Annotated in this window: 16 protein-coding genes; 8 read left to right on the top strand and 8 right to left on the bottom strand. The window is 38.2% G+C overall.

The window, feature by feature from the left end; all coding sequences use genetic code 11:
* Positions 1 to 141 precede the first annotated feature (141 nt).
* The 4 genes from GQR39_RS06880 (at position 142) to GQR39_RS06865 (ending at position 4,439) form a co-directional block, all read left to right on the top strand.
* Complete coding sequence (locus GQR39_RS06880; RefSeq protein ID WP_024592587.1) at positions 142 to 1,356, top strand: thiamine pyrophosphate-dependent dehydrogenase E1 component subunit alpha; 1,215 nt, start codon at positions 142 to 144, stop codon at positions 1,354 to 1,356.
* A complete protein-coding gene (locus GQR39_RS06875; RefSeq protein ID WP_165735196.1) occupies positions 1,356 to 2,333 on the top strand; it encodes a transketolase C-terminal domain-containing protein in 978 nt (325 codons plus the stop codon). Before GQR39_RS06880 ends, GQR39_RS06875 begins: the two co-directional genes overlap by 1 nt.
* Positions 2,334 to 2,341: 8 nt before the next feature.
* The gene (locus GQR39_RS06870; protein WP_165735195.1) at positions 2,342 to 3,925 is read left to right on the top strand and encodes a dihydrolipoyllysine-residue acetyltransferase; all 1,584 of its coding nucleotides are present in this window, start codon (positions 2,342 to 2,344) and stop codon (positions 3,923 to 3,925) included.
* 148 nt (positions 3,926 to 4,073) lie between these two features.
* On the top strand, positions 4,074 to 4,439 hold the full coding sequence (locus tag GQR39_RS06865; RefSeq protein ID WP_165735194.1) for a DUF805 domain-containing protein: 366 nt from the start codon (positions 4,074 to 4,076) through the stop codon (positions 4,437 to 4,439).
* A 70-nt stretch (positions 4,440 to 4,509) separates the two neighbouring features.
* Here the strand turns inward: GQR39_RS06865 and GQR39_RS06860 are convergent, their stop codons facing one another.
* Positions 4,510 to 5,685 carry a putative manganese transporter gene (locus tag GQR39_RS06860; RefSeq protein ID WP_165735193.1) on the bottom strand — a complete coding sequence of 392 codons (1,176 nt, stop codon included), beginning with the start codon at positions 5,683 to 5,685 and terminating at the stop codon, positions 4,510 to 4,512.
* Between the two features lie 160 nt (positions 5,686 to 5,845).
* Complete coding sequence (locus GQR39_RS06855; RefSeq protein WP_165735192.1) at positions 5,846 to 7,471, bottom strand: M28 family metallopeptidase; 1,626 nt, start codon at positions 7,469 to 7,471, stop codon at positions 5,846 to 5,848.
* A gap of 113 nt (positions 7,472 to 7,584) precedes the next feature.
* Between GQR39_RS06855 and GQR39_RS06850 the strand changes: the two genes are divergently transcribed.
* The 4 genes from GQR39_RS06850 (at position 7,585) to GQR39_RS06835 (ending at position 13,721) form a co-directional block, all read left to right on the top strand.
* The gene (locus tag GQR39_RS06850) at positions 7,585 to 8,397 is read left to right on the top strand and encodes a DUF3025 domain-containing protein (protein WP_165735191.1); all 813 of its coding nucleotides are present in this window, start codon (positions 7,585 to 7,587) and stop codon (positions 8,395 to 8,397) included.
* Positions 8,394 to 9,182, top strand: a complete 789-nt coding sequence (locus GQR39_RS06845; protein ID WP_165735190.1) for an ATP-binding cassette domain-containing protein — start codon at positions 8,394 to 8,396, stop codon at positions 9,180 to 9,182. The genes GQR39_RS06850 and GQR39_RS06845 overlap by 4 nt, the downstream gene beginning before the upstream one ends.
* Complete coding sequence (locus tag GQR39_RS06840; RefSeq protein WP_165735239.1) at positions 9,175 to 10,383, top strand: ABC transporter permease; 1,209 nt, start codon at positions 9,175 to 9,177, stop codon at positions 10,381 to 10,383. The genes GQR39_RS06845 and GQR39_RS06840 overlap by 8 nt, the downstream gene beginning before the upstream one ends.
* 278 nt (positions 10,384 to 10,661) lie before the next feature.
* Complete coding sequence (locus tag GQR39_RS06835) at positions 10,662 to 13,721, top strand: ATP-binding protein (RefSeq protein ID WP_165735189.1); 3,060 nt, start codon at positions 10,662 to 10,664, stop codon at positions 13,719 to 13,721.
* Positions 13,722 to 13,746: 25 nt separating this feature from the next.
* Here GQR39_RS06835 and GQR39_RS06830 read toward each other — a convergent pair whose 3' ends face one another.
* From GQR39_RS06830 to GQR39_RS06805, 6 genes are all read right to left on the bottom strand, one after another.
* The gene (locus GQR39_RS06830; RefSeq protein WP_165735188.1) at positions 13,747 to 14,580 is read right to left on the bottom strand and encodes a UDP-2,3-diacylglucosamine diphosphatase; all 834 of its coding nucleotides are present in this window, start codon (positions 14,578 to 14,580) and stop codon (positions 13,747 to 13,749) included.
* 361 nt (positions 14,581 to 14,941) lie between these two features.
* Positions 14,942 to 16,666 (bottom strand): proline--tRNA ligase, encoded by a 1,725-nt coding sequence (locus tag GQR39_RS06825; RefSeq protein WP_101216635.1) that lies wholly within the window; start codon positions 16,664 to 16,666, stop codon positions 14,942 to 14,944.
* 89 nt (positions 16,667 to 16,755) lie between these two features.
* The gene (tsaA, locus tag GQR39_RS06820; RefSeq protein WP_007586811.1) at positions 16,756 to 17,460 is read right to left on the bottom strand and encodes a tRNA (N6-threonylcarbamoyladenosine(37)-N6)-methyltransferase TrmO; all 705 of its coding nucleotides are present in this window, start codon (positions 17,458 to 17,460) and stop codon (positions 16,756 to 16,758) included.
* 414 nt (positions 17,461 to 17,874) lie between these two features.
* Positions 17,875 to 18,444 (bottom strand): outer membrane beta-barrel protein, encoded by a 570-nt coding sequence (locus tag GQR39_RS06815; RefSeq protein ID WP_007586810.1) that lies wholly within the window; start codon positions 18,442 to 18,444, stop codon positions 17,875 to 17,877.
* Between the two features lie 259 nt (positions 18,445 to 18,703).
* Complete coding sequence (locus tag GQR39_RS06810) at positions 18,704 to 19,168, bottom strand: acyl-CoA thioesterase (RefSeq protein WP_007586808.1); 465 nt, start codon at positions 19,166 to 19,168, stop codon at positions 18,704 to 18,706.
* 132 nt (positions 19,169 to 19,300) lie between these two features.
* A complete protein-coding gene (locus tag GQR39_RS06805) occupies positions 19,301 to 20,947 on the bottom strand; it encodes an electron transfer flavoprotein-ubiquinone oxidoreductase (RefSeq protein WP_165735187.1) in 1,647 nt (548 codons plus the stop codon).
* Positions 20,948 to 21,008 lie beyond the last annotated feature (61 nt).

The following is a 21,008-nucleotide window of genomic DNA, read 5'->3' as shown; positions in this document are numbered from 1 at the left end:
GAATAACACTTTACGTTAACGTAAAGTGTTGGCAGCTTTAATTAAAGATAGTGCAGATGTTGCAAAGTTTAACCAGCAACAATCACCCACAATAATAATTTAAAGGGGCACTGTTTTACCGACAACAAAAGAAGGTAGGTTATGAGTAATCCAAATAACGTATCGCTGAATATTAACCACGAGCTTGAATTTATTGATGGTCAAGCGCTTAATATTCCAACCCTTAGTATTTTAACTGAGGACGGCGACATTCATCCTAGTGCAACCGCACCTGACATTTCAAAACATACCGCTATTAAGTTATATGAAACAATGCGTTTTATACGTTTGTTAGATGAACGTATGCAAGGCGCGCAGCGCCAAGGCCGTGTTAGTTTTTATATGCAATGCCTAGGCGAAGAAGCCGCAGTTACAGCCTCTGCAGCTGCACTTGATCAAGACGATATGATCATGGCTCAATATCGTGAACAGGCAGCCCTGCATTATCGTGGCTTTACGCTTGATCAATTTATGAACCAAATGTTTTCAAATGAATTGGATTTAGGCAAAGGCCGTCAAATGCCAATTCATTATGGGTCTAAAGCGCTAAATTACATGACGATTTCATCGCCATTGGGTACGCAAATACCACAGGCAACGGGTTATGCATATGGCCAAAAAATAAAGCACATCGACGTTAAAACAGGCGAGCTTGCCAGCACAATTGATAATGTGACTATTTGTTACTTTGGTGAAGGTGCTGCATCTGAAGGTGACTTTCATGCCGGTTTAAATATGGCCGCTGTTCACAGAGCGCCGGTTATATTTTTTGCACGTAATAACGGCTATGCAATATCAACCCCTGCTGATGAGCAATTTAAAGGCGATGGTATTGCCTCGCGTGGTGTGGGTTATGGCATTAAAACAATTCGTGTTGATGGCACAGATGCACTTGCTGTTTATGCGGCAACTAAAAAAGCACGCGAAATAGCCTCAACACAAGGTGAACCTGTACTTATTGAATCGATTGCTTATCGTTTGGGTGCGCACTCTACGTCAGACGATCCAAGTGGTTATCGCTCTAAAGATGAAGAAGCTAATCATCAAACGTGCCCTATTGATAAATTTAGAAAATGGCTGGTTAAGCAAGACTGGTTAAACGAAGAAGACGATATAAAAGCAAAAGAGTCGATTCGTGAAGAAATTTTAGCAGCGCTTAAACGTGCTGAAGTTGTTGCAAAGCCCGCTTTAGAAGAACTGGTATCTGACGTTTACGATACACCAATTCCATTATTGCAACGCCAGTACGAGCAACTAAAAGAACATATAAAACAGCATCCAGATGCTTACCCAGTAACCGCAGGGAGAATTAAGTAATGGCTAAAGTGAACATGCTCCACGCAATTAACTCTGCTCTCGATATTACGATGAATGAACACCCTCAAGCCTGTATTTTTGGTGAAGATGTTGGTTACTTTGGTGGTGTATTTAGAGCAACATCGGGCTTGCAAGAAAAGTACGGTAAACATCGTGTTTTTAATACGCCTTTAACCGAGCAAGGTATTTTAGGCTTTGCTAATGGTTTAGCGGCATTTGGTGCACCTGCATTGGCAGAAATTCAATTTGCGGATTATATTTTCCCAGCGTTTGATCAAATAGTAAATGAAGCCGCTAAATTTCGTTATCGCAGTGGTAATGAATTTAATGTAGGTAACTTAACTATTCGTACACCTTATGGTGGCGGTATTGCCGGTGGTTTATACCATTCACAATCACCCGAAGCGTATTTTGCGCACACACCGGGTTTGAAAGTAGTTGTACCGCGTAACCCTTATCAAGCTAAAGGTTTATTACGTGCATCAATTAAAGACGATAACCCGGTCATATTTTTTGAGCCTAAGCGTTTATATCGTGCATCAATTGGCGAAGTGCCAGAAGAAGATTATAGTATTGAATTAGGCACGGCTGAAGTAGTGCAAGTGGGTGCCGATATTACGCTCTTAGCGTGGGGTGCTCAAATGGAGATTATTGAAGATGCAGCAAAGCAAGCAAGTGAGCAAGGTATAAGCTGTGAAGTTATTGACCTTCGTAGTATTTTACCATGGGATGTTGAAACGATTGCTAAATCGGTTATTAAAACCGGCCGTTTAATCGTGAGTCATGAAGCGCCTATAACCAATGGCTTTGGTGCAGAGATAGCCGCGACAATACAACAAGAGTGTTTCTTGCACTTAGAGTCGCCAATTTTACGTGTATGTGGTCTAGATACGCCATACCCGCTGGCACTTGAAAAAGAATACGTACCGGATGCACTAAAAGTGTTGGCTGCAATTAAACAATCAATGGATTTTTAGGGGTTACCATGGCTAAAGATTTTATATTACCCGATATTGGTGAAGGCATTGTTGAATGCGAAGTAGTTGAATGGCTAGTACAAGAAGGCGATACCGTATCTGAAGATCAACCAATTTGCGATGTTATGACAGACAAAGCATTAGTACAAATTCCGGCAGTGCATGATGGCGTTATTTCAAAGCTATATTATCTAAAAGGTGAGATTGCTAAAGTACATGCCCCTTTATTCGCTATGGATGTAGCAGGTGAAAACACTAACAATGAAGTAGTACAAGAGCCAGTACAAGCTGAAAATAAAACTAATGATGCAGCTGATGTGGTTGAGGACTTTATATTACCGGATATTGGTGAAGGTATTGTTGAGTGTGAGATTGTTGATTGGTTAGTTGCTGAAGGCGACGAAATAGAAGAAGACCAAGCGGTTTGTGACGTAATGACCGACAAAGCATTAGTACAAATTCCGGCAAAATATACAGGCACAGTAAAAAAACTATATTACCAAAAAGGCGAAATAGCAAAAGTACATAGCCCGTTGTTTCAAATGACAATTGCAGGCAGTGCAGCAAAACCAAATGTTGATATAAACCAAGCGGTCGTAAAGGCTCAAACTAATGCCGTCGCTGAAAAAGTTGCCCCTGTTAAAACGCAGCAAGCTGCTAAAGTTATCAATCAAAAAGCGGTTGCATCACCTGCGGTTCGTCGTAAAGCACGTGAACTAGATGTTGATTTAACCTGTGTACCAGGTAGTGGTAAAAATGGACGTATTTACAAGCAAGATATTGAAGAGTTTGTAAAAGGCGAAGTGCCAAATACTATTGATACTTCACCGCTTAATAGCGATGCTTCTCAAAGTGCAGTACAAAACCAAACACAGAATCAAAGCGGTGGCGTACGAGTAGAGCAAATTAAAGGCATTAAAGCGGCCATGGCCAAGCAAATGGTAGCTTCGGTTTCAACTATTCCGCACTTTACGTTTAGTGATGAAATAGACTTAACACAGCTTATAGCTTTGCGTAGCGGTTTAAAAGAGCAGTACAAAGCACAAGGCGTTAAGCTCACCATGATGCCATTTTTTGTAAAAGCACTCTCGCTAGCAATGAAAGAGTACCCTGTACTTAATTCTAAAGTGAACGATGAATGCTCAGAGCTTACCTATTATAACGATCATAATATCGGTATAGCGGTTGATTCAAAAATTGGCTTGTTAGTGCCTAATATTAAATCGTGCCAGAGTAAAAGCATTGTTGATGTGGCAAATGATTTAACCCGCTTAACTCATTCAGCGCGAGAAGGCCGTGTTGCACCCGATGATTTAAAAGGTGGGACAATTAGCATCTCTAACATTGGTGCTATTGGCGGCACTATCGCGTCCCCTATAATTAATAAACCAGAAGTGGCTATTGTTGCGCTAGGTAAACTGCAGCATCTACCGCGTTTTGATGAAAGTGGGCAGGTTGTGAGTAAAGCTATTATGCAAGTGAGCTGGTCTGGCGATCATCGTGTTATTGATGGGGGCACTATTGCTCGTTTTAATAACCTATGGAAGTCTTACTTAGAAAACCCATCGGCAATGATGATGGCTATGAGTTAATAGCTAAATTGTTAATATTTAATAAAAACCAGCTTTTAGCTGGTTTTTGTTTTAATGTCAGCTGTTTTTAATTAAGATACAAATGTTACTAAAAAGTAATTGGATTAACCCCGTTAGGGAATATAAAAAATAACACTAAGGAAATTTTATGGAACACTATATGAACGCGTTGCGTAGCTACGCAGATTTTTCAGGCCGTAATCGTCGTAAAGCATTTTGGATGTTTATGCTAATTAATTTTATTTTTTCGCTTTTGACAGGTGTTATAGATGGTATTACAGACACAATGTTCGTAAGCTCTATTTATAGCTTAGCGCTATTTATTCCTGGCTTAAGTATTGGTGCACGTCGTCTACATGACACAGGCCGTTCAGGCTGGTGGCAGCTACTTTGGTTAGTGCCAATAATTGGTTGGATTGTTTTAATTGTTTTTCTTGCGCAAGATTCGCACGAAGGTGAAAACGATTTTGGTCCAAATCCAAAAGAATTAGCAGTAGAACCAACTACTGTATAAGTAAGAATAACTTAACATGTTAAAAGCTCAGCAATTGCTGAGCTTTTTTGTTTTTTTATTTCTCATTCTTTTAAATTTCAGCAAAAAAATACAACCCATAACCAACTATTAATGCGGGAATAGACGTATAAAGTGTAGCTATAACTGCAGCTTTGGGCGCCATTGCTATTGCTGGATATAACGCATCACCATCGTTAGAAATTGCGTTTCCTGCTAAAGCACTAAAGGGAATAATGCCTTGAATATAAAGTGTTGTAACAATTATTTGCGGGCCACAGCCGGGTAAAAAACCAATAAGCACTGCAATTAATGGGGCTAAATAGGCGTAATGTACAAACCACGTTTTTAAATCAAGTCCTGCAATGTTAACCAAAATCTCAAATAGCATAAAAGAGGCTACAACCCATGCCGTTACAAAATGGGTATCTTGTAATACTTTTATTATTTTAGAAGGGGGGTTACATGCATCGTCTTCTGACGTTACTTCTTGATAGCTTTCACCTCTTGACGAAAGCGCCCAAATACTAACAATAAATAAAGCCATTACCGCACCAAATAGCGTAATTACAGTACTTGTGCTTGAACCAAACTGTGAAAAATCAACATTAAACGCAATCAAAAAGGCAATTATAAGGCTTGGGATTATTGCTACCATCCAAACCGGTTTACTGATTTTGATAATGTTAGTTGAGAGTATTTTAATTTGGTGCTTTTGTTCTTGCGCTGTTGGGCGTAAAAAGTCTTTTTTGTGTATCGTATTAACCAGTAAACCACTGAATGTACCCACAACTAACCCTATTCCCATAATTAACAAGCCATCAGTAGGGCGGGTAGCAAGTAATAAAAATGCTGCATCTCCCATTGTAGCTGTTAGCACAGCAACAATAGCACCAAAGCTTGCTTGGCCTTTTGTAAATTGAGTAACCACAATAATAGCGCCACCACAGCCAGGTAATGCACCTAAAACCGCTGCAAAGCTAATTTCTAAAATAGGGGACTTGGCACTTAAATAACTAAGCTCTAATTGAGGTAAGTGTTCTATAGCGTAGTAATAAATTAAAAGGGTAGAAGCAACAAACACACTCACTTGAAAAAATGCATCACTCAGTGCGGTCATTGTTATTTCGCGTAATTGCGGTATTGCAAGGCAAGTTAAAATAAATAAAGGCAGCAGTAAGCGTTTATTTTGGCTCAAAAATCGTTTTGAGGCTGGAGTAATAAAACCAATGTGAGGGAGTGAAATCATACAATGCGACCTAATAAATTAACTAGGTCACACTGTATATTTTAATTAAATGATAATCAATATCATTTGCATCTATTTAAATCGATTACTCTGTTTGAGTTTTTCGATAGCCAAATCTAAGTTAGTTTAAATTTGAATTAAAGGCTGTGATTAAATTGGGCTACTTACGCTGAAATTCAGAGTTTGTATTCCACGTTGGCCACTGTTCTGTTTCAGAAATATCAAAACCTACCTTATAAAATAATTGTAAGTCTTGAACAGCACCCGATAAATCCCATTCATCACGGTAACGGTCACATGGTTGATGATAACAACCGCGAAGTACTAAGCTCATACGTTTACGGTAATTAGCCGTTTCTTCATCAGCAGCCACTGTGCCGCCACCTGCGTACATGGCCGGAATGCCCATGTTTGCAAATGCAAAGTGATCAGAGCGGTAATAGCCACCCGATGATGGTTTAGGATCACCTGATATTGTTCTGCCTTGCTCTTTAGCCGCAGTTTCTAAAAACTCATCCATTTGTGATTTACCAATACCAACCACATTCATGTCTTTTACTTTGCCTAATAAATTTAAGCTATCCATGTTTATGTTAGCGACTGTTTTATTCGCTGCAATCACTGGATTTGCCGCATAGTATTTAGAACCTAATAAGCCTTGCTCTTCAGCAGTTACCGCTAAAAATGTCATTGAGCGGCTAGGGTGCTTTGGTAATTTAGTAAAGGCTTCAGCTACTTCAATTAGCCCAGCGGTACCCGTTGCATTGTCGTGAGCACCGTTATAAATTTGATCACCTTTACGTGTTTTGTCTGTACCTAAGTGATCCCAATGAGCCGAGTAAATAACATGCTCATCTGGTTTTTCACTACCAGGTAAAGTGGCGATAAAGTTATACGACACCGATTTTTTAATCGTGTTTTTAATACTAACAGAAGCAGTTAAATCGCCCATATCAACATGGTAAGCACCTTTAGCAGCATTCGTTTTAACGGTATCAAAATCTAAACCTGCTTTAGTAAAAAGCTCTTTTGCTACGTCAGTTGTAACCCAGCCTTCAACGGCTACGCGGTCCATATTGTTGTTTTCTTTTTGAAAACCAAACTGCTCGCCGCTCCACGAGTTTTCAACAACCGACCACGGGTAGGATGCAGGTGCTGTTTCATGAATAATAATTGCACCTGCGGCACCACGGCGACTCGCTTCTTCGTATTTGTATGTCCAACGCCCATAATAGGTCATTGCGTCGCCAGTAAATAAAGCAGGGTCTTTTGTTGCAAAACCCGGATCGTTAACCAGCATTACAACCGTTTTGCCCTTAACGTCTAAACCTTCGTAATCATTCCAATTGTATTCAGGTGCGTTAACGCCGTAGCCCACAAATACAAGTTCAGAGTTTTCAATGCCTTCTTGAGCGCTTATGCGGCTGCTACCCATAACCATGTCTTTTTTGTATTGGTAGTCTTTACCGCCAATACTAAGCACCATGTTCGAATCAGCTTCTAAAGAAACTAATGGCACTTCTTGTAAGTAACTGTCGCCATTACCTGGTTTTAAACCTAAAGCTTTAAACTGCGCAGTTAAATAATCAAGCGTTAGCTTTTCGCCTGGTGATGAAGGAGCACGACCACCAAATTCGTCTGATGCGAGTACTTTTACATGTTTAGCCAGTTCATCAGCTTGGATACTGTTATAACCATTTGTTACATCAGTAGGTGTAATACTTGTTGTTGCGCAACCTGCTAAAACAGCAGTAGCGAGGAGTGTGAGAGAGAAATAATGTTTCATGTCAGCTCTTTTTTTGTTTTAAGTTGTGATTAGTATATTAACTTCTATTAAGTAGAACCAGTTTTTGCGGTAAACTTCTCGTAAATTATAGGCATAAATTGTTAAAGGTTTAAATGAAGCGTTTTACTCCCCCCGAGCAGTGGCAAATCAGTAGTTTAGAAACAGGTGCATTTGCGCATTTACGTGAGCTGTTTAAAGTTAACGAACTAACAGATTGGCCGGTGCCGCAGTGGTTTTCTCCATTTTTAAACGCTATTAATGCGAATAATATACCTATTACTTTTAAAGATGATGCAAAAGTAGATTTTGGCGATCGTTATTACGAACAAGTTATTTTTGAAACGGGTGTTGTACCTACACGCAGTGAGAATTGGCATGACTTATTTGGAGGCTTTATTTGGTGTTTATTTCCTAAAACCAAAGCACTTATAAACCAGCGGCATGTACAAGATATAGCTGAGCATGGTTTGCAAAAGCGTACCAAGCATCGTAATGCATTAACGCTCTTTGATGAATGTGGTGTTGTATTAGCTATAAGTGAGAGTAAATGGCAGCAGTGGCTTTGCGATCATCAATGGAAAACAGCATTTGTTGAACACAAACATGAGTGGGGTAAAACAATAAAACCTTTTATGTTTGGTCATGCAAATTACGAAATGCTTACTAAACCTTATATAGGCTTAACAGGTAAAGCGTTATTTGTTTGTGTACCTAATGAAATATTTTGTAAAGATTTAGTAACTCAATACCAGTACCTTGACCAAGCCCTTTATGAGATGATTAATACAGATAACTGCTTAGCTGATAACAAACAGCTTTCACCACTGCCTTTATTAGGTGTGCCTGGCTGGCATGACGAAAACAAAGACGACTCTTTTTACAACAATACAGATTATTTTAGAGCGAAACGAAGGATACGAACATGATAGAAGTTGCTGGGCTTAAAAAGAAATTTAAGCTAACTAAAGATCACAAAAAAAATAAAATAGACGACATCGACCCTCGTGAAGATAAAGACTATTTTCATTCAGTACGAGATGTGAGTTTTAGCTGCGCAAAGGGTGAAGTACTTGGATTGCTAGGCCCAAATGGTGCGGGTAAAACAACTACACTTAGAATGATTTCAACCGCGTTAAAGCCCGATGAAGGTTCAATAACAATTGCTGGAAACGACATTGTAAAAAAACCGCTACTGGGGCGTAAGTCTATCGGTTTTTTATCGGGCTCTACCGGTTTGTATGGCCGCTTAACTGTAAAAGAAAACATAGAGTATTTTGCAAAGCTCCACGGTATGAGCAAAAGCGATATAGCAACGCGTTGTGATGAGCTATTTACATTGCTTGATATGCATAAGTTTGTAGATAAACGCGCAGAAAACCTATCAACAGGTATGAAGCAAAAAGCAAATATTGCGCGTGCTGTTGTGCATCGCCCAGCAGTTGTTGTACTTGATGAGCCAACAACGGGTCTCGATATAATGACCACGCAAACCGTTATTCAATTTATTAAGGGTTTAAAGGCGCAAGGTACTCCTGTTATTTTTTCTACCCATCATTTAGATGAAGTTGCACTTTTATGCGACCGAGTCGCTGTAATTAACGAAGGTATTAGCTGCTTTGACGGAACAGTAGATGAATTTAAACAAGCAGGTAATAGTGATGAGCTTAATCAAGCGTTTATGAACATACTAACGGAGAAACATGATGTTTGAGGTATTTAAAAAGGAGTTAAGAGAGTTATTACGCGACAAAAAAACGCTATTATTTGTTGTTGCGCTCCCTGTCGCTATATTTCCGTTATTGTTTGCTGTAATGGCATTTATAAGCTCGCAAGCAGCAATGGATGCAGAACAAAAAGTAAATACGTATGCCATTATTAATGGTGAATACGCACAAGAGTTTACTGATAAAGTGTTTTATCACAAAAGTTTTGAGCTTTATAAAGGGGCTAAAACCTTTAATAACATTGAAGAGCTTAAAGCTGGTGTTATAGCTGGCGATATTGATATGGGTATTTATTTACCAAGCCATGCTGAGCAAACACTAGATAATGGTGAACAAAGTCAGTGGCAGGTTGTTTTTAACGATTCAAAATCTATTAACTTTTTATTCGAACGCGTCAAAGAGCTAGCAAAAGAATACAGTGACGTGCTGCAAACTCAAAAGCTAATCAGTTTTGGTATTGAAGAGTCTGTTCAAAAATCTATTCTTAACCCAATTGAAGTAATTAAGGTGGATACAGCCGATAAACGTGAAAACCTTGGCGAAAAAATTGGCGGTTTTTTACCTTACTTACTTATACCATTAGTACTAATGGGGGCTACTTACCCAGCAATAGATTTAGGTGCCGGCGAAAAAGAGCGCGGCACGCTAGAAACACTCCTACTAACACCCATTACACGTACAGAATTGGTGCTCGGTAAATTTATAACATTACTTACTACCTCTATTGCATCAACCACTATTACGATTGTGAGTATGGGGTGTTGGGTTGCAGTTGCATTAGCATTTGCTGACTTAGATTTCATTAAAACGGCCTTCGGTACGCTAGCGGTTAGTGATTTACTGATGATTTTTTTACTTTTACTTCCGCTGGCTGCCATATTCTCTTCTTTAGCGTTAGCTATCTCAATTTATGCGCGTACATTTAAAGAGGCACAAAATTATATGCAGCCTTTAAGTATGGTCGTATTTTTCCCTATCATTATTTCAATAATGCCAAATATGGAGCTTACTGCTAAAACCGCGTTTATCCCGGTAACAAACGTGGCATTAGCCATTAAAGACATAATTAAAGGCACAGTTGATTACACATTTGTAGGCTTAATATTTTTAGCAACTGCAATCATTGCAGCCGGACTACTGGCATTTTGCGTTAAATGGTTTAACAGAGAAGATGTGCTGTTTAGATAATTATATAGATTTAGCATTCTGAAAAAATATAAAAGGTAGCATTGGCTACCTTTTATATTTTAAAGGGATGATTGGTTGAAACAACTATTCTATAGTCTGTGTAAGTCGATATGGTTACTCTCATTCATTTATAATTCATATAGAGAGAGTGCTCTAAATAAAACTAATGATTTAGTCTTTTTATTATAAAAATTATAACGATAACCGATTAGTTAGATGGTCCAATTCTTTCGTTAATGCTCTATACTAATAACAATAAAAATTTATGGTGAAGGTAAATGTTGAAAAAGAATAATTTTTTGAATGTGACAAAAAATAATAGACTAATGCTCGTTGCAACAATAATATTTGTTCTTATAGCTTTACCATCTCTGTATTTGTTTGACCAAAAAGTAAGAAGTGATGTTTATAATTCAGCCCAAATAGAATTAAAACGTGAGCTTGAAACAAAAAGCCTTTCACTAAAAAACCATCTTAAAGATAGTGTTACCGCTATTCGCTTTTTAGACGCAACGCCCCCGATTAAAGGCATTACTCGCGCCACTGAAAACAAGAAAATAGATCCCTTGTTAGGCACGCACATTGACGTTTGGGAAGAGCGCTTAGCGAGTATTTTTAGTGGTTTTATGCGCACAGACGACAGCATACTTCAGGCTCGCTATATTATTCTCGCAGATGGTGGGCAAGAAGTTGTCAGGGTTGATAGAAACCAACTCGGAGAAATTAATCGACTGCAAGGCCTGCAATTACAAAAGAAAGGCCAACGCGATTACATGATAAAAGCGAGTATGCTCGATAATAAAAGTGTTTATATTTCTCCTATTAACTACAACCGTGAAAATGGGCAGATACAAGAACCTTATATAAGTACTTTTCGTGTAGCTAAGCCTGTTTTTGATGAAAAAAATAAAATTTTTGCAATATTAGTCACTAACTACTTTGCTGATAAATTAATAAAAAGTTTAACGGTTGAATCTCCACAAGGAACACAAATTTACCTAATGAATAATGAAGGTGAATTTTTATATCATCCAAACTCTCAATTACGCTTCGGTTTTGAATTTAATAAAGCAAAAACATGGACTGAAGAATTTTCCACTGCAAGCACAATGGCAGAGCAAGGCACTTTACCGCTAAGTAATTACCCAATTGCTTACACGTTAAAAAAGCGTATTTCGCTTGATGGTGATATTGCGATGTTACCTTTAGAGCTTGGTGTAAGTGTTGATACTAAAACGTTGTTTGCAAAGGTGAACGAAAGGCGTCAAAACTTTATTGCAATGCTAGTGGTATTCTTTAGCGTATTTTTAGTTATTGCCTTTTTATACCAACGTTTTATAAACCGTAAGTTGTTAATTAATTCTCTAAAAGAGCAAAACAATAAAGTAATAGAAAATTCTTTGGATGCTATTTTTACAATTGAGCAAAACGGCGAAATTGTTCACTTTAATAATACAGCTAAAGAGGTTTTCGGTAATTCAATCTCAGGCACTAGCCCTGATTTTGTTTCTTTATTTAACTTAAATGAAGCCGATAATAACTGTATAGAAGAGACTATTTCAAACGGATCAAAAATGCCGTTTGAAGCTATCTACACAGATGGTTATGGCAACAAACAATACTTTTCAATTACACTCAGTAGTATTTTTGATGTCTACAATAACCGTTATCAGGTAGCGGCTATTTTAAGAAATATTAGCTCATTAAAAAATACTCAATCAGAGCTTGAAGGCTTAAACAGTACTTTAGAGCTAAAAGTCTCACAAAGGACTGTTGAGCTAGAGCGAGCAATTGATCAAGCATTAGCAGCGAGCCAAGCAAAAAGTGACTTTGTAGCAAATATATCTCACGAAATACGCACACCGATGAATGGCGTTTTGGGTATGCTTGAAATGCTCAAAGAAGATGGCTTAAGTGAACAACAATACCATTACCTAAAACTAGCCAACAGCAGTGCTAACTCACTGATGAACTTGATTAACGATATTCTCGATTTTTCGAAAATAGAAGCGGGTAAGCTTGATATTGATAATCATACATTTGATGTTGTTACAGTATGTAGCGATATGATTAGCTCTTTAGCGTTACAGGGCCAGCGCAAAGGTCTTGAAGTATTTTTAGATACTAAAGATGTAGTAGACAGAATGGTTATTGGCGACAGCCATCGCCTTAAACAAATTTTAATTAACTTAGTTAATAATGCTTTTAAATTCACTCACCGAGGTGAAGTAAGTCTAACAATTGGTTCTAAGTACATTACCGATTCAAAGTTATTAATGAGCTTTACAATAAAAGACACTGGTATTGGTATAGCACCAGAGAACATAGACAAACTATTTGAAGTGTTTACACAAGAAGACTCAAGCACAACCCGCCACTTTGGTGGTACAGGCTTAGGTTTATCTATATGTAAAAAGCTCGCTCAGTTAATGGGTGGTAATATCACTGTTATAAGTGAAAAGGGCGTTGGTAGTACATTTACAGCAACGGTTGAGCTACACGTCGCACAAGAGAAAAAACTAAATACAGGTATTGAACTTGCTACTAGCATTAACGTAGCTGCATTAATAGCGCGCGATAATGTCTATCAAAATGTGTGCGATTTGTTGCTATTAACTTGTAAAGTAAATGCAGAAAACATTATAAGACTCGACTACTTTAGTGAGCATAAAGAGTTTGAGGCTGACTTATTATTGATTGATGATGAACACCCTCAAATTGATGCCCTTATTAATTACTGTAAACAGTTTAATAAAAAGTACGTCTTAATTTTACGCGACATGGTGACCGATAAACCAACTAAAATGGTGTTACCTGAAGGTAGCCATATTTTAAATAAACCGCTTACCCAAGATCAATTCAGCTATAAATTAGCCAGCTTATTTGGTGCTAGTAATGATTGTATTATAGCGCCACCCAAGGGCTTAACAGAAGAACAAGTAGAGCCTGACCTTTCTGCTTATCATATATTATTAGTAGACGATAATATGATAAACATTGAAGTAGCTAAGGCGATTTTAAAACGAACTAAAGTAAAAATCACCTGTGCATCAGATGGCGTAGAAGCATTAGAAGCATTGAGAGAAAACACAGAGCAAGCTTTTGATGTAATTTTAATGGACTGCCAAATGCCTAATCTAAATGGGTACGATACAACAAGTGAAATCAGAAATAGTAAAGCCGGAGTCGATTACACACACATTCCTATTATTGCGATGACAGCAAGCGCGATGGAAGGTGATAGAGAGCGTTGTTTAACTGCAGGCATGAACGACTATATTACTAAACCAATCAAGCCAAGAACGCTAAAAGATAAGTTAATCACCTGGCTAAGTTAATAGTTATTAATTGAGAATCAGCTGCTTATGCAGCTGATTTTTTTGGTTTAGCATCCGTTGATATATTTAACTTTGTTATGTCGGCGCTATCGAGTACGGATTGTGTGTCTGACCAATGTAGTAATTCAATTTTTCCATCTTGCTGCTCTACCAGCGCTGTACAGCTCTCAATCCAATCTCCATCGTTACAATACATAATTCCGTCACCTACTTTTATTTTGGGATGATGAATGTGTCCACAAATAATACCGTCTACGTTTTGCTTTTTAGCTTCATGAATTGCGGCATCTTCGAAGGCTTTAATCGCTTCACGTGCTTTGTGTACGCGGGCTTTTATCCATGATGCAAGCGAGTAGTAATTACCACCAAATAGCTTTCGAATACGATTGGTCCAGCGGTTTAAAAATAATAAAAAGTCGTACCCTGCATCCCCTGCGATACTAATAAGTTTGTTATAGCGTGTCGCGGAATCAAAATCATCACCGTGTACGAGTAAAAAACGTTTATTAGCTTTAGTGGTGTGAATAAACTGCTGGTGGATTTCAATACCAAATAACGTTTGATTTATATAGTTTCTAAACGTTTCGTCATGATTACCGGGAATATAAATGACGCGTGTACCGCTAGCTGCTTTTTTTTGTATAGAGCTTAATACTTGATAATGCGAAGGGTGCCAATAAAACTGACGTTTCATTGACCATAAATCAATAATATCACCCACTAAATAAAGTGTATCGGATTCTACCGAGTTTAAAAAATCGAGTAAGTAATCTGCTTTACAGTCTTTGTAACCTAAATGAACATCAGATATCCAAATAGTAGGGTAGTGTTGCTTCTTAGTGTTTGCGCCATTACTCATTTTCATTCCCTAAAGTATCGAGTGTAATAGTTAAATAACCAGAACTCTGGTTAAGAGATTTACTAAGGTATTGAATCATGGTGATATTTAAATTTATTTTCTCTAGCCAGAGATTTTCAGTGAAAACAAGGCGAATTTACGCGTCAATAGTGAGCCTATTGCAAGTAAATTCAACGCAGTTAGCGCTGAAAATAGCTGCTCGAGATAGATTTACTATCCAGAGTTCAGGTTAAATATTTTAGGGAATAAAAATGACAATTATACGACAGTAATACTAAAGCCAAATAACACACATAAAATTTAGGTATAAAAAAACCGCTTTTAAAAAGCGGTTTTAAAATTACTTATAAGTATTTTTAGCTTAACCTTTAACGGCTGCTTTAATTGCATCAATTGCTGTATCGATATCAATCATTAGCTTTTCACCTGTACGGCGGTTTTTAAGCTCAACTTTGTTTTCGTCAAGGTTACGCTCACCAATTACTAGCGTAAATGGCACACCAATGAGTTCCATATCGTTAAACATAACACCAGGGCGCTCTTTACGGTCATCAAATAACACATCAAGACCAGCATCTTTTAAACCTTGGTAAAGGTTATTTGCAATATCAGGAATACGATGCGATTTGTGCATGTTCATTGGAACAATTGCTAAATCGAATGGCGCGATTGATTTTGGCCAAATGATCCCGTATTGATCGTTGTTCTGCTCAATAGCAGCAGCAACAATACGTGAAACACCAATACCGTAACAACCCATAGTCATGGTTTGGTTTTTACCACCTTCGTTTAATACACCCGCTTTCATCGCTTCTGAGTATTTAGTGCCAAGTTGGAAAATATGACCTACTTCAATACCACGTTTAATTTGTAAAACGCCTTGGCCACATGGGCTCATATCGCCTTCAACAATATTACGAATATCAGCAACTTCGTAATCAGTTACGTCACGATCCCAGTTAATACCGCTGTAATGCTCATCGTCTTTATTTGCACCGGCAACAAAATCAGCAAGTATGTTAGCTGTTCTATCAACAATAATAGGCATAGATAAGCCGACAGGGCCTAATGAGCCAGGTTTTGCGCCAATAGCAGCAACAATATCTGTCTCTGTTGCCATTTCAAGCGGAGAGTCTACTAATGGGTGCTTTTCAGCTTTTAGTTCATTTAATTCGTGATCGCCACGCAGTACTAGGGCTACTAAACCGCGTACTTCGTTTTCATCAGGCGTACCATAAACAATTAACGTTTTAACACCGCGATGTGGCTTAACACCGTAGTGTTTTTTAAGCTCGTTAATCGTTTTAGCATCAGGCGTTGGAAACGCTTTAAGCTCTTTTGATGCTTCAGGGCGAGGCTCGCTTGGTGCCAGTGCTTCTGCTTTTTCAATATTAGCGGCGTAATCACTGCCGTCACTAAATGCAATGGCATCTTCGCCCGACTCAGCAAGTACATGAAACTCGTGCGATACGCTACCGCCAATAGAGCCTGTATCGGCTATAACAGGGCGGTAATCAAGGCCTAAACGCTCAAAAATGTTACAGTATGCTTTGTGCATCGCTTGATAAGTCGCATCTAAACACTCTTCACTTAAGTGAAAAGAGTAGGCATCTTTCATTGTAAATTCACGAGCACGCATTACACCAAAACGAGGACGACGTTCGTCGCGTACTTTAGTTTGTACTTGGTATAAAGTAACTGGTAATTGCTTGTAGCTGCTTATTTCTTTACGTACGAAATCAGTTATTACTTCTTCGTGTGTTGGGCCAAGTGCAAATGTACGGTTATGACGGTCTGTAAAGCGCATAAGCTCAGGACCAAATTCATTCCAACGGCCAGACTCTTCCCACAAATCAGCAGGTTGAATAACAGGCATTAGCATTTCAATTGCACCCGCTTTGTCCATCTCTTCACGTACAATGTTTTCTACTTTACGTAGCACGCGTAAACCAGAGGGTAACCAAGTGTATAAACCCGAAGCGACGCGACGGATCATACCGGCTCTAAGCATTAACTGATGCGATACGATTTCAGCATCTGATGGCGTTTCTTTAAGTGTTGCGAGTATATATTGGCTTGTACGCATGTTTTTTCCGAAATAGAGTAATTATATTCTTTTAATAGAGCTTAAGTTTACCAGCGGATGCTTTTACACTAAAGCGCTAACTGAGTTATTTAGTTTTTTTCTATGCTTGTTACTACGTTATGTTCGCCATTGACTTGCCAGCGAATATTATAATTATACAAAGTCATACCATAGCTCTGCTCGCCATCTTTTTGTTTTTTATATGCAGGGCGAGGATCTTGTTTTAAAACATTGGCTATAAAATCATGTAAGTCTGGGTATTGTGTTTGCGCATTAACAAACTCAATTGCTTGAGGGCTAAATTCAACCGTCATTTGTGTTTCTGGGCGCGTGTCAGCAAAGCCAGCACTTGCATCCGGCATAGAGTCTGAATACGGCAAATACGGTTTTATGTCAATAATCGGTGTGCCATCAAGTAAATCAATGCCAGCGAGTAATAAGCTAAGTTGTCCGTTTTTATATTCAATACCTTCAAGTTTTACGGCGCTCATTCCAATTGCGTTTGGTCTGAATGTAGCACGGGTCGCAAATACACCTTTTCGCTCATTGCCACCCAAACGAGGCGGGCGCACCATAGCAGAATAACCTTTATCAGCTGTTTCATGAAAACGAAATAACAACCAAATATGAGTAAATTCATCTAAACCACGTACAAACTCTTCGCGATTAAAATCGGGGGCAAATATAAGCTTTGCTTTAGCTTGTGGCACTAAACGTGGTTGCCTAGGTATAGCAAACTTTTGTTTATAAGGAGATTGAATGTGGCCAATAGCCGAAATGGTGTAATCGCTCATAGTACTCGGGTACAAATAAAATAGAGCGCTATTCTACCCGCATTTAGCATTTATGGCATTAATGTAAGCAAGTTTATTGCGTATACCAATTTTATTAAAAATATGATTATTCTACTGCATTAAATAGCGCACTTACTTTGTTAGGAATTATTCATAGTTGACTGCATGGATGCAGGAGGTAGAGTAATGCAGGGAGCAATTGCCCAGAACAACTATATATTATAATTTTGCCTTGTTATTGCGCTATTTTCTTAGTGTTATAATAGAACACTTATTTAATGCAATTGGCATTATAGACCATAAGGTTTAAAGTTATTTATTAGACTGATTGGTTTATATTAATATATTTAAAAAGAGCCTAAAACAAAAAAAGATAAGCCCTAAGGCTTACCTTTTATACATGCTAAAAACTAATTAAAACATGTATTGAACTGATACAGACGCTACATCCATATCTGGGTCAATATCGTCATCAAGTTTATAGCGTTCGTACTCTAAACGAAACTGTACATTTGTTGTAAGCGCGTATTCAATACCAGCGCCGTAAAATGCATCACCACCATCTGTAGACGCTGATACCCCACCTACTGGTAAATCTTGTGTGTAATCTGCATCCCATTCAAGCCAACCGCCTTTTGCATACACAGAAAAGCTTTCTGTTATAGGGTAGCCCAAACGTGCGGCAAGCGATACGCCATCAATTTCAGCTTTGCTGTCTATATCACTTACTTCATCAAAGTTTTGATAAGCAAGCTCTAAGCTTAAGTACTCGTTAAATTGTGCACCAACGTAACCCTTAAGCATTTGTGCATCGTCGTCAAAGTCAGTGTCGTTGTCACTGTCTTCAAATTCAAAAGAATATTGACCGTAACCGATACCAGTATAAATACGTGGAGAATCGAAATCAGAAATGTCAGCGTGTGCTGCAGAGTTAAAACCCAGTGTTGCTAGTGCAATAGCTGAAAGAGAAAGTGTTTTAATCATTGAATAGCTCCTTTACAAAAAATAATCAAATGCTTGATTTCATTAATCAAACTTCAATTATCTACTTGCAGCGAGCGTGCCAATATTAAAATGAATTAAAAACACGCCTTAATTAATTCTTTTGTATTGGTTTTTACGGTGTTTAGCGTGTTTTATAATCAAAGTGAACTTTTGTGTAATTGAGTACTCTAAAATAAGTTGTATCTTTTACAAAGTATAATGAGTTTTTTACATAGCCTGACTTTATTTAAACTAGTAATTACACTGTATGAAGCAAGTTTTCTGTTTCAATTGCTATTTCTTTCATTTTTATAGCGTAATTTTCTAATTTAATATCTTCTTCTGTTACAGCTTTAAACGAAGGCACTTCTATTGGGTAGCCCGTTTCATCCATTGCAATAAAGCTGATAACACAATGATTTGTTTCAACCATATTTTGTGTTTTAGGATCGCCACAACGTACTTGTATAAATATTTGCATGCTACTTCTACCCGTATGGGCAATTTTAGCTTCTACTTCGACTATTTGACCTACTAGAATTGGGCGTCTAAATTTAACACCCGCAACCGAAACCGTTACGCAGTAGTGACCACTCCAACCCGCAGCACATGCATAGCCTGCTTGGTCAATCCATTTCATGACGGCCCCACCATGAACTTTACCACCAAAATTAACATCGGTAGGCTCTGCTAAAAAACGAAAAACAACTTTTGACGACGGCATAGATAACACTCTTATTATTAAAACTACTATTAGCATAACGTAAAAAAGGGGCCGAAGCCCCTGCAATTTAGGATATGTTTATAATTTATATGTAAAAAAAGTGATTATATGTGTATATAACGCATAATTTAGTTACATATTAGGGTAGTTTGGCCCACCAGCACCTTCTGGGGTTACCCAGGTAATGTTTTGGCTTGGGTCTTTAATATCGCAGGTTTTACAGTGCACACAGTTTTGGGCGTTAATAACAAACTCTTTATTGCCTGCTATTTCTTTTACTTCGTAAACGCCTGCTGGGCAATAACGCTGTGCGGGTTCATCAAATTTAACTAGATTTACGTTAATAGGAATTGACGCATCTTTGAGCTTTAAATGACAAGGCTGTGATTCTTCGTGGTTAGTATTTGATAAAAACACACTTGAGAGTTTATCAAAGCTAAGGTATCCATCTGGCTTTGGGTACGCTATTTTGTCAGCAGCGTTAGCATCTACAAGGGTCGAGTGATCGGGCGTATTATCTTTAAATATAAACGGTAAACCACCATTAAAAATGTTTTGATCAAGCGTGTTATACGCACCACCTATAAATTTACCTAATTTGTGCATAGCAGGGCCAAAGTTACGAGATTGATATAACTCTTTATATGCCCACGATTGCTCAAACGCAGTTTGATAATGAGTTAAATCGGTATTTGCCAACTCATTTTGCAATGCTTCAAAAATAACCTCAGCGGCAATCATTCCTGATTTCATTGCGGTGTGATTACCTTTAATTTTTGCAAAATTAAGTGTGCCTGCATCGCACCCTATAATTAAGCCACCAGCAAAATGCATTTTTGGTAATGAATGTAAACCGCCTTTGGCTATTGCACGTGCACCGTATGCAATACGCTCACCGCCTTCAAGTACGCTTTTAAATACTGGATGGTGCTTCATTCGCTGAAATTCATCAAAAGGACTTAAATGCGGATTTGAGTAATTTAAATCAACAATTAAACCTACAACGACTTGGTTGTTTTCACTGTGATACATAAACGCACCACCATTAGTATCGCCGCTAAGTGGCCAACCTGTACCATGAACAACTTTGCCAAGCTCATGTTTACTTTCATCTATTTGCCAAATTTCTTTAAAGCCTAGACCGTAATGCTGCGGCGATGAATCTGCATCAAGTGCAAACTCATTAATTAACTGCTTACCTAAATGACCTCGGCAGCCTTCTGCAAATATAGTGTATTTTGCTCTAAGTTCCATGCCTGGCATGTAACCGTCTTTTTCATTACCGTTTTTGTCGACACCCATATCGCCAGTAATAATCCCTTTTACTGCTTTATCTTCAATTATTAAAGAGTGAGCACTAAACCCCGGGAATATCTCTACGCCTAAGCTTTCAGCTTGCTCTGCAAGCCATCGGCATACATTACCCATAGATACAATGTAGTTACCATCATTATAAAATGTTTTTGGCGTAGCAAAGTGGGGGATTGATGTCGCTTTTTGCTTATTATTAAACCAATAAATTTCATCGTTAGTTACTTTGGTTGTAACCGGTGCGCCAAGCTCTTGCCAATTTGGTAGTAGCTCATCCAAAGCTTTGGTTTCAAAAACAGCACCAGAGAGTACATGAGCGCCTACTTCGGAACCTTTTTCGACTACGCAAATCATGCACTCTTGTTGTTTTTCTTGTGCTAATTGCGCGAGTTTAATTGCACTTGAAAGCCCCGCAGGGCCAGCGCCAACAATTACTACATCAAATTCCATGGTTTCACGTTCGACCATAATAACCTCTTTATCTATGACGGACTTATTCGAATGTTTACTACGCATTTAAATAAGGTGT

Origin of the sequence: Pseudoalteromonas sp. C8 (assembly GCF_011378685.1) — a bacterium.
GTDB classification, from domain to species: Bacteria; Pseudomonadota; Gammaproteobacteria; order Enterobacterales; family Alteromonadaceae; genus Pseudoalteromonas; species Pseudoalteromonas arctica.
This window is presented reverse-complemented; position numbering and strand designations above follow the sequence as displayed.